Source organism: Roseicella frigidaeris (assembly GCF_003258945.1).
Taxonomy (GTDB): domain Bacteria; phylum Pseudomonadota; class Alphaproteobacteria; order Acetobacterales; family Acetobacteraceae; genus Paracraurococcus; species Paracraurococcus frigidaeris.
In genome coordinates, this window is record NZ_QLIX01000003.1 from 316,161 (window position 1) to 329,010 (window position 12,850).

Genomic DNA, 12,850 nt, shown 5'->3' on the forward strand with positions numbered 1-12,850 from the left:
CAATGACCGCGGGCCGCGCGTCCGGCGCGGCGCCGGGTCCGGGAATCGTCCATGCGCCGTCGTCATCTGTCCCTGGTCGCCGCCTTGGGCCTTGCCGCCCCCCTCCTCCCCGCGGCCCCGGCCCGGGCGCAGCCGGCCTTCCCGGACCACCCCGTGACGATGATCGTCGCCTATGCCGCGGGCGGCGGCACCGACACCGCGGCGCGCACCCTGGCGCGGTCGATGGAGAAGGATCTCGGCCAGACGGTGGTGGTGGTGAACCGCCCGGGCGCCGCCGGCGAGATCGGCTGGGCCGAGCTCGCCCGGTCGAAGCCCGATGGCTACACGATCGGCTTCATCAACACGCCGACCATCGTCACCATCCCGATCGAGCGGCAGGCGCGCTTCCAGCTCGAGGATTTCGTGCCGATCGCCAACATCGTCGACGATCCGGGCGGCATCTGGGTGCTGCCGGACAGCCCCTGGCGCAGCCTGAAGGAGCTGGTGGAGGCGGCGAAGCAGGCACCGGGGACGATCGGCTACGGCACCACCGGCATCGGCTCCGACGACCACCTGGCGATGCTGGCGCTGGAACGGCAGACCGGCGCCAGCTTCCTGCACATCCCCTTCGCCGGCTCCTCGCAGGTGCGCACCGCGCTGTTCTCGAAGAACCTGCCGGTCGCGGTGGTGAACATGGCCGAGGGCGTCGCCGATGCGCGGCAGGGGCTGGTGCGGCCGCTGGCCCAGCTCGGCACCCGGCGCTGGGAGGTGACGCCGGACGTGCCGACGGCGCGCGAGCAGGGCTTCGACCTCGTCGAGGGCTCGATGCGCGGCGTCGCGGCGCCGGCCGGCGTGCCGCAGCCGGCGCTGGAGCGGCTGGCCCGGGCGGTGCGGAGCGCGGTGGAGGACCCCGAATTCCGCAAGGCGGCGGCGCAGCAGAGCCTGCCGCTGCGCTTCCTCGGCCCCGACGCCTTCAAGACCGAGCTGCTGGCGCTGCGCGAGCACTATGCGAAGCTCTGGGCGATGCATCCCTGGAAGGAGTGAGAACGCCCCACGCAACCGCGTCGCGGCTTCGCGGGGCCCCGGGGAGTCCCCGCCTGCCCAAGGAACGCCACGGCCTGCCGCGGCAAGGCCCCGGGCAGCGACGGCTTCGATAGGTGTTCCAGACCTCGCTCCGCTCACCCCGCCGCGGGCGGCTGGCCGAGCGCCGACCAGTCCCGCTCGCCGCCGCCGGCGGCGATGATCGCGTCCATGCGGGCGGCGATCCAGGCGACGAGCGGCAGCCCGGCCGCATCCGCCGCCGCCCCCTCCACCGCCGCCCCTTCCACCGCCGCCAGGGCGAGGCCGACATCCTTGCGCCCCAGCCGCATCGGGAAGCCGGCCGGCTCGAAGCGCTGCTCGGCGATGAGCGGCCCGTAGCTGCCGATCATGCGGTTGCCGTAATCCGCCGCCCGCAGCAGCTCGAGCAGGCGCGCGGGCGGGACGCCATGCGCGCCGGCGATGCGGAGCTGCTCGCTCAGCATCTGGATGATCGCCGGGATGCCGGCATTGAGCGCGATCTTCGCCGCCGTCGCCATCACCGGCCGCTCGCCCATGCGGGTGGTGCCGGCGCCGATCGCCTCGAAGAGCGGCTGCGCGGCATCGAGATCCGCGGGCGGGCCGGCCGCGATCACCGAGAGCCGGCCCGCCGCCGCCACCTCGGGCCGCCCCAGCACCTGCGCCGAGACGAAGCGCTGCCCCGCCGCGGCATGCGCCGCCGTCAGCCGCTCGGTCAGCGCGGTGCCGACCGTGCTGCAGGAGACATGCAGCAGGCCCGGCCCGGCCGCCAGCAGCCCCGCCGCGCCGAACACCACCGCCTCGACCGCCGCGTCGTTCGCCAGCATCGTCATCGCGGTGCCGGCCCGCGCCGCCGCGGCCGGGCTGGCCGCGACCTGGGCGCCGCGGGCCGCGAAGGGCGCGGATTTGGCGCCGTCGCGGTTCCAGACCGTCACCCGGTGCCCGGCCTCGAGCAGCCGGCCCACCATGCCCGTGCCCATCTGGCCCAGGCCGAGGAATGCCACCTCCATGTCGATCTCTCCCTGAATTGCCGTTCCGTCGCCGGTGGGCGCGGCCCGGGCCGGCGGCCCGCCTGCCCCAACGCGCGCCGGCGTCTCCCGAGGATGCTGTTGCGCCCCCGCTCCCCGCCATGGTCCGATCCCCGCCAAGCGCGCGCGGACGTGCCCGCCCGGGAGGAACCATCATGCAGAGACGCGCCCTTCTCGCCGGGCTGATGGCCGCGCCGCTCGCCCGCCCCGGCCTGGCGCAAAGCCAGGCCCAGGGCCAGACCCCGGGCCAGACCCAGGGCCAAGCCCAGGGCGCCGGCCCCTTCCCCGACCGGCCGCTGACCATGGTGCTCGCCTATCCGGCCGGCGGCGGCACCGATGTCGCCGCCCGGCCGCTGGCGCGGATCATGGAGCGGTATCTCGGCCAGCCCATCGCGGTGGTGAACCGCCCCGGCGCCGGCGGCGAGATCGGCTTCACCGAGCTCGCCCGGTCGAAGCCCGATGGCTACACCATCGGCTTCCTCAACACGCCGACCATCGTCACCATCCCGCTCGAGCGGCCGCAGGCCCGCTTCCGGCTGGACGACCTGCTGCCGCTGCTGAACATCGTCGACGATCCGGGCGCCATCTGGGTGCTGCCGGACAGCCCGATCCGCAGCGTCGCCGAGCTGGTGGCGGAGGCGCGGCGCCGGCCGGGGCAGATCAGCTACGGCACCTCCGGCATCGGCTCCGACGACCACCTGGCCATGCTGGCGCTGCAGCGGGTGACGGGCACGCAATTCCTGCATGTTCCCTTCGCCGGCGGCGCCCCGGTGCGCACCGCCACCGTCTCGCGCCAGATCGAGCTGGCGGTGACCAATATGGGCGAGGCGATCGGCGACTACCGGCAGGGGCTGTTCCGGCCGATCGGCCAGATGGGCCTCCGCCGCTGGGCGGTGATGCCGGAGGTGCCGACCTTCCGCGAGCAGGGCTTCGACGTGGTGGAGGGCTCGATGCGCGGCCTCGCCGCCCCGGCCGGCCTGCCGCGGCCGGTGCTGGAGCGGCTCGTCGCCGCGGCGCAGCGGGCCGTCGCCGATCCCGAATGGCAGGCGCTGGCCACCCAGCTTGCCCTGCCGCTGCGCCTGCTGGGGCCGGACGAGTACCGTGCCGAGCTGGTGGCGATGCAGCGCCACTACGCGGCGCTGTGGGAGAGGCATCCCTGGCGGGAGTGATTCCCCATGACATCGCTTGCGCGACGTCATGGGGACCCCGGTGGGGCCCTCGGGTCGCAGATGCGTCACAGCCTGCCACGGCAAAGCCGTGGCAGGGCAACGGGAAGCGACAGGTTCGGCGGGCGTCCCAAACGGATGGCGGAGGCGGATACGGTCGCCACCCGTTGTCCTGGCGCGGCTCCGCCGCGACAGGCTGTGACGCGCATCGGGCCCTGAGCGCATCACGGCCCCCCGCGACGGCGCGCAGCGACGTCGTGGGGACTGCTAGAGGTATCGCAACGCCAGGAAGCCGGCGAGGATGCCGGCCGCTGCGCCGGTCGTCACCAGGGTCAGCCGCCGCTCGATGAAGTCGCGGATCGGCGGGCCGAAGCGGCGCAGCAGGAAGGCGAGCAGGAAGAAGCGCGCCGCCCGCGTCACCAGGCTGGCGGCGAGGAAGATCGGGAAGCTGAACTTGGCGGCGCCGGAGGCGATGGTGACGATCTTGTAGGGGATCGGCGTCAGCCCCTTGATCAGGATCACCAGCGCGCCCCAGCGCTCGTACCAGGATTCGAAGCGCAGCAGCGCATCGGCATAGCCGTAGGCGCGCAGCACCGGCTCGGCCAGCGTCTCGAACAGGAAATAGCCGATGGCATAGCCGGCGATGCCGCCGAGCACCGAGGCGATGGTGCAGATCAGCGCATAGCGATAGGCCCGGTCCGGCCGCGCGATGCACATCGGGATCAGCATGGCGTCCGGCGGGATCGGGAAGACGCTGCTCTCGGCGAAGCTGACGCCGGCCAGCCAGGCCGGCGCGCGCCGATGCGCCGACAGCGCCAGCACGCGGTCATAGAGGGCACGCAACATTCTCGGATCCCTTGCGCCGGCCACCGCTCCGGTGGTCCTGGGGGCGGCCCTGGGCGGCGCGGCATGCGGTGGAACGACGGCCCCGGCGGCGGGGCCGCGCCGGAGGGGGCCGGCTTGGCACGATTGCCTGCCGCAGCGCAACATCCGAGCGCGTGTCCGGCCGGCCCTGCCCTGCGATGCGCCCATGCCGGCCCCCTCTCGCCATGCATCCAACGCAGTTGTCCCAAGCAGGGCCGCAATGGGATCATGGCTTGCGGGATGTAGGGCAGGAGGGGTGGCATGCGCGTCCGGATGGCAGGAGGCGGCGTCCCGGTCGGGCTGCTCATCACCTGCGGCGTGGCCTGCGCCGCGCTCGCCATGGGGTTTCGCCAGACCTTCGGCCTGTTCCTGGCGCCCATGACCACGGCGCATGGCTGGTCGGCCTCCAGCTTCGGCTTCGCCATCGCGCTGCAGGTGCTGGTCAACGGCCTCACCCAGCCGCTCTGGGGGCAGGTGGCGGACCGCATCGGCGCCCGGCAGGTGATCATGGCCGGGGCGCTGCTGCAGTTCACCGGCGTGCTCGGCATGGCCTTCTCGGAGGGCCTGCCCTTCTTCACCTTCTTCGCCGGGCTGGTCATGGGCTCGGCCGTCTCGGCGGCCGGCATGCCGGTGATCATGGCGAGCCTCACCCGGCTGCTGCCGGAGGCGCAGCGCGGCCGCGCCACCGGCCTCGGCACCGCCGGCTCCTCGCTCGGCCAGTTCCTGGTGGTGCCGGTGGTGCAGCTCGGCATCCTCGGCCTCGGCTGGCAGGCGGCGCTGGTGGCGGTCGCGCTCGGCTCGCTGCTGATGATCCCCCTCGCCCTGCCGCTGAACGACCGGCCGCCGCCGAAGCCGGCCCTGGCGGTGGCCGAGCAGACGGCGATGGAGGCGCTCCGCCTCGCCATCCACACGCCGAGCTTCTGGTTCCTCTTCTGCGGCTTCTTCGTCTGTGGCCTGCATGTCTCCTTCCTGGCGATCCACCTGCCAGGCTTCGTCGCCTCCTGCCATCTGCCGGCGGCGGTGGGCGCGGGGGCGATCAGCCTGATCGGGCTGTTCAACATCGCCGGGGCCCTCGGGGCGGGCGAGCTCTCCACCCGCTGGCGGCGGCGGGAGCTGCTGGTGGCCATCTACGCCTCGCGCGCCGTGGTGATGACGATCTTCTTCTTCGCCGAGAAGACCACCGTGAGCGTGCTGGCCTTCTCGGCGGTGATGGGGCTGCTCTGGCTCTCGACCGTGCCGCCGACGGTCGCGCTCTGCGCGCGGAATTTCGGCACCCGCTGGCTGGCGACGATCTTCGGCCTGGTCTTCCTCGGCCACCAGATCGGCGGCTTCACCGGCGCCTGGCTCGGCGGCGTGGTCTTCGACCGCACCGGCAGCTACGACCTGATGTGGGTGATCTGCATCCTCGCCGCCGCCTTCGCCGCGCTGGTGCACCTGCCGGTGCGGGACCCGGCGCCGGCGCCGCGGCCGGCGCTGGCCTGAGCGGCGCATGACGGGCGATTCACGCCGCCGGGCATTTCCGCCCCGGGGCCATCCGCTCTAGATAGGCGCCAGACTCGGAGCGGAGGACGTCGGATGCGGCATTGGGCCCTGCTGCTGGCCTTGGGGCTGCCCCTGATGGGGGGCATGGATGCCGCGGCGCAGCCGCGCGGCACGACTGGCCAGGCGCAGCCGCGCAGCACGGACGCCCAGGCGCAGCCGCGCAGCCCGGATAGCCCGGCGCAGCCGCGCAGTGCGGATAGCCCGGCGCAGCCGCGCCAGGGGCCGCCGCATGAATGGGTCTTCGGGGCCTGGACCGGCGGCATCTTCCCGCCCGGCGATGCCGGCACCCCGGCCTGCTTCGGCAACCCGACGGTGATCTTCACCCGCGACATCGTCATGCGCGTCTCGGTGCTCGACACCGCCTATCGCGAGCGGATCATCGAGACGGTGGCCGAGGCGGCGAACGGGCTGGAATTCCGCTTCGCCCAGGCCGCGCCGGTGCTCGGCCCGATGGGCGCGCGGCCGGCGCCCGATGCCGGCTTCGGCTGCGCCGCCGGGCCCAACGCGCTGAAGGTGGAGCGCAAGGGGCCGGACGAGATCGCCTTCCCCGGCTGCTCGGAATTCCCCTCGACGCTCAAGCGCTGCACCATGGCGCGCTGATCGGAACCCGCCCCATGCGCATCGCGCTGATCCACGCCCTGCGGCACTCGCCGCCGCCGATCGAGGCCGCCTTCGCCCGCGCCTGGCCCGAGGCGGTGCTGATGAACCTGCTGGATGACAGCCTCTCGGCCGACTTGGCGCGGGCCGGCGCGCTGACCCCGGCGATGACGGAGCGGTTCCTGACCCTCTCGCGCTATGCGGTGGGCACCGGGGCGGCCGGCATCCTCTTCACCTGCTCCGCCTTCGGCCCCTGCATCGAGGCGGTGGCGGCCGAGCAGGCGCCGCGCCCGGTGCTGAAGCCGAACGAGGCGATGATCGAGGAGGCGGTGGCCGCCGCGCGCGAGGCGGCGGGCGGAAGGCGGCCGCGGATCGGGCTGCTGGCGAGCTTCGCGCCCACGCTGCAGAGCATGCCGCCGGAATTCCCGGCCGATGTCGAGCTCGTCCCCTGCCATGCCGAGGGCTCGCTCGCCGCGCTCGATGCCGGCGACGGCGCGACGCATGACCGGCTGGCCGCCGAGGCGGCGCGGCGCCTGGCCACGTGCGACGTGATCGCGCTGGCGCAGTTCAGCCTGGCGCGGGCGGCGCCGCTGGTCGCCGAGGCGACGGGCCGGCCGGTCTTCACCACGCCGGACAGCGCGGTGCGGAAGATCCGGCGGCTGCTCGGCGCCGGCTGAGGGCGCCGACCGGCCGCCTTCCGTTGCCCTGACACGGCTTCGCCGCGGCAGGCTGTGACATACCTGAAGCGTATCGAGGCTCACCGGCACGCTCTCAGGAGCAGAAGCCTAGAGGCAGCGATAGCGGAGATCGACGGTGGACGAGGGACGAACGCGCACGGCGCTGACCAGCTCGGTCTCGCCGCCGCAAAGGCGGGCGGCAATCTTGCCGCCCTCGGCGGCAATGATCTGCTCGTCCTCGACCGTGAAGGCGCCCAGGAATTGCGAGCGGCGGATGCCGATCATGCTGACCATCTGCCCGTGCCGCTCTCGCTCAATGAAGGAAAGGGAGCGGCCTTGGCTGACGGCATCAATCGAGCCGCAGCCGGCCAACAGGAGCATCAGGGGCAGGGCGTAGTGCATGGTCAGGCCGCCAGGATCCGGTCCATAGGCAGCTCTACCCTGCCCTTGCTTACGGTAAAGTAACCGAGCGGCAGATAGCGCTGCAGACTGCCGCCGGCGCCGATGCCCGTATAGTTGCGGAGCTTGGCTTGTTTGACGACGACGTCATTCTCGGCGGGAATGCCACGGATCCTGTGACACGGGAAACGTCGTTAGGCCGCCTTCGCCATCCCCGCCTGCACCGCCGCCAGGATCTCGAAGGAGCGCTTCCGCGCCGCAGGGTCGTGGATCTGCGCCGTCACCATCACCTCGTCGGCGCCGGTGCGGGCGAGGAAGTCGGCGAGGCCGCGCCGCACCGTCTCCGGCCCGCCGACCACCGAGCAGGCCAGCGCATTCTCCAGCATCGCCCGCCCGCCGGGATCGATCCGCGCCTCGAAGCCCTCGACCGGCCGCGGCAGCTTGCCCGGCATGCCGCGGCGGAGGTTGAGGAAGGCCTGCTGCAAGGAGGAATAGAGATACCGCGCCTCCTCGTCGGTCGGCGCGGCGAAGACGTTCAGCCCGAGCATGACGCGCGGCGCCGCGAGCTGCGCCGAGGGGCGGAAGCGCTCGCGGTAGAGGGCGATCGCCTGCATCATCATCCCGGGCGCGAAATGCGAGGCGAAGGCATAGGGCAGGCCGAGCATGGCGGCGAGCTGGGCGCCGAAGGTGGAGGAGCCGAGGATCCAGAGCGGCACCTGCAGCCCCTCGCCCGGCACCGCGCGCAGCCGCTGCCCCGGCTCGGCCGGCGCGAAGTAGCGCATGAGCTCGACCACGTCGCGCGGGAACTGGTCCTCGTCCGAGGCGAGGTTGCGCCGCATCGCATGCGCCGCGATCTGGTCCGTCCCCGGCGCCCGGCCGAGGCCGAGCTCGATGCGGCCGGGATGCAGCGCCGCCAGCGTGCCGAACTGCTCGGCGATGATCAGCGGCGCGTGGTTCGGCAGCATGATGCCGCCGGCGCCGACCAGGATGCGCTGCGTCGCCGCCGCGACATGGGCGAGGCAGACCGCCGTCGCCGCGCTGGCAATGCCCGGCATGTTGTGGTGCTCGGCCATCCAGTAGCGGCGATAGCCGAGCGCCTCGGCATGCTGCGCGAGGTCGATGGAATTGCGGAGCGCCTGGCCGGCATCGCTGCCGTCCGGCACGGGCGAGAGGTCGAGGATGGAGAGGGGGGCCATCCGGTCGATATTGGCACGCCCCGGCAGCCGACCAAGCCGGGCTCCGCCGCGCCGTGAGGCGTGAATGACCGCGGCGACCGATTCCCCTATGGAAGGCGTCACCCCCTCGGAGCCCCCGCATGCAGGACCTGACCCCGGAGGCGCGCCGGCGCCTCGACGACATCGCCGCGCGGCACGGCGTCAGCGCCGACGCCGCCGCGACCTTGCTGCAGGCCCTGGTGCAGGGCGGCGGCGGCATGGCGCAGTTCAGCCATCCCGAGCTCGGCGGCATGGGCCAGTGGTCGCAGGGCGGCATGATCATGGTGGGCGATATGTTCAACCAGGGCCTGCGCGCCCGGGTCGATGCGCTCTGCACCGAGCTGGCCGGGCTGCTGCGGGAGGGGCCGGTCTTCGCCGCGCCCGCGCCCGGCGCCGCGGCGGGCGGGTTCGGGGAGGGGTTCGGCGGCGGCTTCGGCGGCAATTGGTGGCCGGCCGAGCTCGGCGCGCCGGCGAGCAGCGGCGGCCAGAACGACATGCGCTATGCCTATTTCCCGGCGGCGCGGCGGCTCGCCGTGCAGCAGGGCGGCCGGACCAGCCTCTACGACACCGGCACGCGGCAGATCTACGGCGCCTCGCAGCAGCAGGGGGCGGGGCAGTCGCTCAGCTTCTCGACCGACCAGGGCACGGTGCGGCTGGAGGAGCTGCAGCCGCTCGATGCAGCGCCCGCCGCGCCGCCCATGGCGCCGCCTTCCGCACCCGCGCCTGCCGCGGCCGCATCGCCCATGGCGCCGCCGCCGCAGGCCGCGCCGGAGGGCGGCGACCCGCTCGCCCTGATCGAGCGCCTGGCGGGGCTACGGGAGAAGGGCATCCTCAGCGACGAGGAATTCGCCGCCAAGAAGGCGGAGCTGCTGCGGCGCCTTTGAGAGCGCCCCGCGAACGTCGCTGCGCGCTGCCGCGGGGCGCCAGCACGCCCGCCCCACCCCGCGCCTCCCGTTGCCCAGCCGAGGCTTTGCCTCGGCTGGCTGTGACGCATCTTGCGCTTGAGAGCCTCACCGGGGCCCCCACGACGGCGCGCAGCGACGTCGTGGGGATCTAGTCCGCCCGAATCCCCGCCTCGGCGATGATCTGCGCATAGCGCTGCACCTCCGCCGCGACGAAGCGGCGGCTCTCCTCCGGCCCGGCGCCGATCAGCGCGAAGCCGAGCTCCGCCGCCTTGTCGCGCAGCAGCGGATCGGCCAGCGCCTGGCGCGTCGCCGCGGCGATGCGGGCGGCGAGCGGCTCCGGCAGGCCGGCCGGGGCGAGGATCGCGGTCCAGCTCGTCATGCGCAGCGCCGGCAGCCCGGCCTCGGCGCTGGTCGGCACCGCCGGCAGCAGGCGGTGCCGCTCCGGCTCCGTCACCGCCAGCGCCCGCAGCGTGCCGGCCTGCACCTGGGTGATGCATTCCGGCAAGTTGGAGACGATGAGGTCGAGATTGCCGGCGACCAGGTCGGTCACCGAGGGCGCGCCGCCGCGATAGGGCACATGCACGAGATTCGCCCCCGCCCCGGCGGCGCGGCGGAACAGCTCGAGCCCCAGATGCGGCGCCGAGCCGGTGCCGGAGGAACCGCCATTCAGCCGCTGCCCGCCGCGCGCCGCCGCGGCGAGGGCCGCGAGGTCCGCCCAGGGCGCCTCGCGCCGCACCACGACGACGAGCGGCAGCGAGCCGAGCAGGGTCAGCGCCCGCAGGTCGCGCAGGAAATCATAGGGCGCCTGCGGGAAGAGCGAGGCGTTGATCGCATGCGTCACCGTGCAGGCGAGCAGCGTATGGCCATCCGGCGGCGCCTTGGCCACCGTCTCGGCGCCGATCAGCGCATTGCCGCCCGGCCGGTTCTCGACGACGACCGGCTTGCCCCAATCCGTCTGCAGGCGCTGCGCCACCAGCCGGGCCATGATGTCGGTCTGCCCGGCCGGGGTGAAGGGCACGATGAGGCGCACCGTGCGCTCGGGGAAGTCCTGCGCCCGCGCCGGCGCGGCGAGCAGCGCGGCGGGGGTGGCGAGGGCGGCGCGGCGGCCGAGGCGCATCGCTATTCCGCCGCCGCCGGCACGCCGCGCCGGGCGACCGCGTCGCGCACCGCCGGCAGCAGGCTGCGGCCATACTCTTCGGCATCCTCCAGCGGATCGAAGCCGCGGATGAGGAAGGTGTCGACGCCGAGGGCGTGGTAGGCGGCGAGGCTCTCGGCCACCTGCTCCGGCGTGCCGACGAGGGCGGTGGTGTTGGAGCCGGCGCCGACCGCCGCGGCGACCTCGGTCCAGAGGCGGGAATCGCGCACCCGGCCGCCCGAGGCGGCCTCGAGCAGCCGCTGCGAGCCGATGCTCTCCGGCTTGCGGCCGCCCGAGCCGGTCGCGCGCAGCGCGCGGATGCGCTCGATGATGGCATCGGCCCGCGCCCAGGCTGCCGCCTCGGTCCCCGCCAGCACCGGGCGGAAGGACATGCTGAAGCGGAGGCCCGCCGGGTCGCGCCCGGCCCGCGCCAGGCTGGCCCGCACCCGGGCGATGGTCTCGCGCGCCTGGTCGAGCGTCTCGCCCCAGAAGGCGTAGACATCGGCCAGCCGGCCGGCGATCTCGATGGCGATGTCGGAGGAGCCGCCGAAGAAGACCGGGATGTGCGGCCGCTGCAGCGGCTTCACCTCGGCGAAGCCGCCCTCGAAGCGGTAGTAGCGGCCCGCATGGTCGAAGGGCTTCGGCTCGGTCCAGAGCCGCTTCAGCAGGGCGAGGTATTCCTCCGAGCGGGCATAGCGCTCGTCATGCGGCAGGAAGTCGCCATCCTTGCGTTGCTCGGCATCGCTGCCGCCGCTGATGACATGGATGCCGGCGCGGCCGCCGGAGAACTGGTCGAAGCTGGCGAATTGCCGTGCCGCGAGCGTCGGCGCGATGAAGCCCGGCCGGTGCGCCACCATGAAGCCGATGCGCGTCGTGGCCGCGGCGGCGTGCGAGGCGACGAGTAAGGCATCCGGGCTGCTGCTGCCCCAGGCGACGAGGATGCGGTCGAAGCCGGCCGCCTCATGCGCCTGGGCGAAGCGGGCGATGTAGGGCGGGTCCACCACCGCACCCTCCGGCGGATGGATCTCCGACTGCCGCCGGTGCGAGATCATGCCGATGAATTGCAGCGGGTGGGCCATGCGACGTTCCTCCGTATCCCCCGCCCGGGTCGGACGCCCGGCCTGGCCCAAGCATGCGGGGCGGCGGGCGGCCCCGTCACCAGGGAATCGCGCCCGGATCGGGGCGGGCCCGCGGCCCTCGCCTCAGCGCAGGCGCTCGAGCGCGGGCGATGGCGGGTGCGACACTTGCACCAGGCCGGCCATCGTCAGGGCGCCGAGCAGCGCGGCGAAGACCAGCAGGGTGCGGAGCGCCTGGCCGATCATCCTCGGGCGGCCTCCCGGCGCGCCGCGGCGATGGGCCGGGACGGGCCAGGGCCAGGGCGGGACGGGCGCGCGGCGCGGGGGGTCGGGCAGGCAATGGGCATGGCAGCTCCTAGGCAGCGCGGCACGACCGCGGGGGTTCGTTCGGACAAGTGGGAAAGGGAGGTGAGGCGCCCTAGACCATTGTTTTCAGAGCATCGTCACCCGATCAGGTGAGTCCACCTGATCGGGATCTGCTCCAGGCCATTGTTCGACCGCGTGATTCAGGCGTCCGGTGCAGCCGCCTCAAGCGATCACGCCCCAGAGCATCATCCGTTCACGCGCGGTCGCGGCCATGGCTCCAGCTCCTTGTCGTCGCAGCGTCGTCGCCCGATCCGATGCGTCCCCCTCCAGGGCCCGCGCCGCCGATCTCCGACCGCGCATGACGCAAGCTGCGAAATCACGACGATTCTGTCAAGAATTACCCGCCCATCCGGGCCACATTCCATCATCATGGAGAGTGAAAATAGGATCCAGGGACCGCCTGCCCTCCGACGCAGACGAGGCGCCGGTCCCGCTGGAAAGTTTGTTCATGCTATGTTCTAGTCCGGCCATGGCCGACGCCCCCTCACCGCCTCCGCCGGGCGCTCTGCCCGAGGTGCCGCCCCATTTGCAGGGGGCCGCCTGCCGCTACCGCCGCCTGCTGGCGCGCGGCCGCGACCCCGACAGCGCCTTCGCCGAGCTGGTGGCGCATCTCGTGGTCCTGCGGCCGGGCCTGCCGCGGGTGCTGGCGCAGGAGCAGGCGGAGGCGGTGGTCGCGGCGCTCGGCCCCGCCGCCGGCGCGGCGCCGCGGCCGCCGCGCCGGCTGCTGCTGGCGCTGGCCCGGCCGGCGGCGCTGTCGGAGTGACGCCCGGCACGGCGGCGCCGGGGGCGCGCCCGCCGAGTCCCTGCGACGGCCGCGCGCCGCATCGCGGGAGCATGTTCCGTTCG

The 12,850-nt window shown here is 73.7% G+C and carries 13 protein-coding genes; 7 read left to right on the forward strand and 6 right to left on the reverse strand.

Annotated features, from left to right (window positions below; all coding sequences use genetic code 11):
- Nucleotides 1-51 precede the first annotated feature (51 nt).
- The gene (locus tag DOO78_RS06835) at nt 52-1,023 is read left to right on the forward strand and encodes a tripartite tricarboxylate transporter substrate binding protein (protein ID WP_111468982.1); all 972 of its coding nucleotides are present in this window, start codon (nt 52-54) and stop codon (nt 1,021-1,023) included.
- 134 nt (nt 1,024-1,157) lie between these two features.
- Here DOO78_RS06835 and DOO78_RS06840 read toward each other — a convergent pair whose 3' ends face one another.
- Complete coding sequence (locus DOO78_RS06840) at nt 1,158-2,045, reverse strand: NAD(P)-dependent oxidoreductase (RefSeq protein ID WP_111468983.1); 888 nt, start codon at nt 2,043-2,045, stop codon at nt 1,158-1,160.
- 173 nt (nt 2,046-2,218) lie between these two features.
- Between DOO78_RS06840 and DOO78_RS06845 the strand changes: the two genes are divergently transcribed.
- A complete protein-coding gene (locus tag DOO78_RS06845; protein ID WP_128080015.1) occupies nt 2,219-3,232 on the forward strand; it encodes a tripartite tricarboxylate transporter substrate binding protein in 1,014 nt (337 codons plus the stop codon).
- A gap of 264 nt (nt 3,233-3,496) precedes the next feature.
- Here DOO78_RS06845 and DOO78_RS06850 read toward each other — a convergent pair whose 3' ends face one another.
- A complete protein-coding gene (locus DOO78_RS06850; protein WP_111468985.1) occupies nt 3,497-4,075 on the reverse strand; it encodes a YqaA family protein in 579 nt (192 codons plus the stop codon).
- Nucleotides 4,076-4,354: 279 nt separating this feature from the next.
- Here DOO78_RS06850 and DOO78_RS06855 point away from each other — a divergent pair, with 279 nt between their 5' ends.
- From DOO78_RS06855 to DOO78_RS06865, 3 genes are all read left to right on the forward strand, one after another.
- Entirely contained in the window at nt 4,355-5,575 is a 1,221-nt protein-coding gene (locus DOO78_RS06855; RefSeq protein ID WP_111468986.1) for an MFS transporter, read from the forward strand.
- A gap of 93 nt (nt 5,576-5,668) precedes the next feature.
- Nucleotides 5,669-6,235, forward strand: a complete 567-nt coding sequence (locus tag DOO78_RS06860; RefSeq protein ID WP_111468987.1) for a hypothetical protein — start codon at nt 5,669-5,671, stop codon at nt 6,233-6,235.
- A gap of 14 nt (nt 6,236-6,249) precedes the next feature.
- Nucleotides 6,250-6,909, forward strand: coding sequence for an arylsulfatase (locus DOO78_RS06865; protein ID WP_111468988.1), 660 nt, complete (start codon nt 6,250-6,252; stop codon nt 6,907-6,909).
- A 108-nt stretch (nt 6,910-7,017) separates the two neighbouring features.
- Here DOO78_RS06865 and DOO78_RS06870 read toward each other — a convergent pair whose 3' ends face one another.
- Entirely contained in the window at nt 7,018-7,311 is a 294-nt protein-coding gene (locus DOO78_RS06870; protein WP_111468989.1) for a hypothetical protein, read from the reverse strand.
- Between the two features lie 191 nt (nt 7,312-7,502).
- Nucleotides 7,503-8,504 carry an LLM class flavin-dependent oxidoreductase gene (locus tag DOO78_RS06875; RefSeq protein WP_111468990.1) on the reverse strand — a complete coding sequence of 334 codons (1,002 nt, stop codon included), beginning with the start codon at nt 8,502-8,504 and terminating at the stop codon, nt 7,503-7,505.
- 119 nt (nt 8,505-8,623) lie between these two features.
- On the opposite strand from DOO78_RS06875, the gene DOO78_RS06880 reads away from it, so the two are divergent.
- Nucleotides 8,624-9,406 carry an SHOCT domain-containing protein gene (locus DOO78_RS06880; RefSeq protein ID WP_111468991.1) on the forward strand — a complete coding sequence of 261 codons (783 nt, stop codon included), beginning with the start codon at nt 8,624-8,626 and terminating at the stop codon, nt 9,404-9,406.
- A 169-nt stretch (nt 9,407-9,575) separates the two neighbouring features.
- Here the strand turns inward: DOO78_RS06880 and DOO78_RS06885 are convergent, their stop codons facing one another.
- Both DOO78_RS06885 and DOO78_RS06890 read right to left on the reverse strand, forming a co-directional pair.
- On the reverse strand, nt 9,576-10,544 hold the full coding sequence (locus DOO78_RS06885) for a Bug family tripartite tricarboxylate transporter substrate binding protein (protein WP_111468992.1): 969 nt from the start codon (nt 10,542-10,544) through the stop codon (nt 9,576-9,578).
- A gap of 2 nt (nt 10,545-10,546) precedes the next feature.
- Nucleotides 10,547-11,641: an LLM class flavin-dependent oxidoreductase gene (locus DOO78_RS06890; protein ID WP_111468993.1), complete on the reverse strand. Its 1,095-nt coding sequence runs from the start codon at nt 11,639-11,641 to the stop codon at nt 10,547-10,549.
- Nucleotides 11,642-12,518: 877 nt separating this feature from the next.
- Here DOO78_RS06890 and DOO78_RS06895 point away from each other — a divergent pair.
- Nucleotides 12,519-12,767 carry a hypothetical protein gene (locus tag DOO78_RS06895; RefSeq protein ID WP_165838760.1) on the forward strand — a complete coding sequence of 83 codons (249 nt, stop codon included), beginning with the start codon at nt 12,519-12,521 and terminating at the stop codon, nt 12,765-12,767.
- The last annotated feature ends 83 nt before the right edge of the window (nt 12,768-12,850 follow it).

What these genes read in the sequence shown, in the direction of transcription:
- DOO78_RS06855 (WP_111468986.1), top strand. Translation starts at nt 4,355, where the DNA reads ATGCGCGTCCGGATGGCAGGAGGCGGCGTCCCGGTCGGGCTGCTCATC.
- DOO78_RS06840 (WP_111468983.1), bottom strand. Translation starts at nt 2,045, where the DNA reads ATGGAGGTGGCATTCCTCGGCCTGGGCCAGATGGGCACGGGCATGGTG.
- DOO78_RS06850 (WP_111468985.1), bottom strand. Translation starts at nt 4,075, where the DNA reads ATGTTGCGTGCCCTCTATGACCGCGTGCTGGCGCTGTCGGCGCATCGG.
- DOO78_RS06870 (WP_111468989.1), bottom strand. Translation starts at nt 7,311, where the DNA reads ATGCACTACGCCCTGCCCCTGATGCTCCTGTTGGCCGGCTGCGGCTCG.
- DOO78_RS06835 (WP_111468982.1), top strand. Translation starts at nt 52, where the DNA reads ATGCGCCGTCGTCATCTGTCCCTGGTCGCCGCCTTGGGCCTTGCCGCC.
- DOO78_RS06880 (WP_111468991.1), top strand. Translation starts at nt 8,624, where the DNA reads ATGCAGGACCTGACCCCGGAGGCGCGCCGGCGCCTCGACGACATCGCC.
- DOO78_RS06845 (WP_128080015.1), top strand. Translation starts at nt 2,219, where the DNA reads ATGCAGAGACGCGCCCTTCTCGCCGGGCTGATGGCCGCGCCGCTCGCC.
- DOO78_RS06860 (WP_111468987.1), top strand. Translation starts at nt 5,669, where the DNA reads ATGCGGCATTGGGCCCTGCTGCTGGCCTTGGGGCTGCCCCTGATGGGG.
- DOO78_RS06865 (WP_111468988.1), top strand. Translation starts at nt 6,250, where the DNA reads ATGCGCATCGCGCTGATCCACGCCCTGCGGCACTCGCCGCCGCCGATC.
- DOO78_RS06875 (WP_111468990.1), bottom strand. Translation starts at nt 8,504, where the DNA reads ATGGCCCCCCTCTCCATCCTCGACCTCTCGCCCGTGCCGGACGGCAGC.
- DOO78_RS06890 (WP_111468993.1), bottom strand. Translation starts at nt 11,641, where the DNA reads ATGGCCCACCCGCTGCAATTCATCGGCATGATCTCGCACCGGCGGCAG.
- DOO78_RS06885 (WP_111468992.1), bottom strand. Translation starts at nt 10,544, where the DNA reads ATGCGCCTCGGCCGCCGCGCCGCCCTCGCCACCCCCGCCGCGCTGCTC.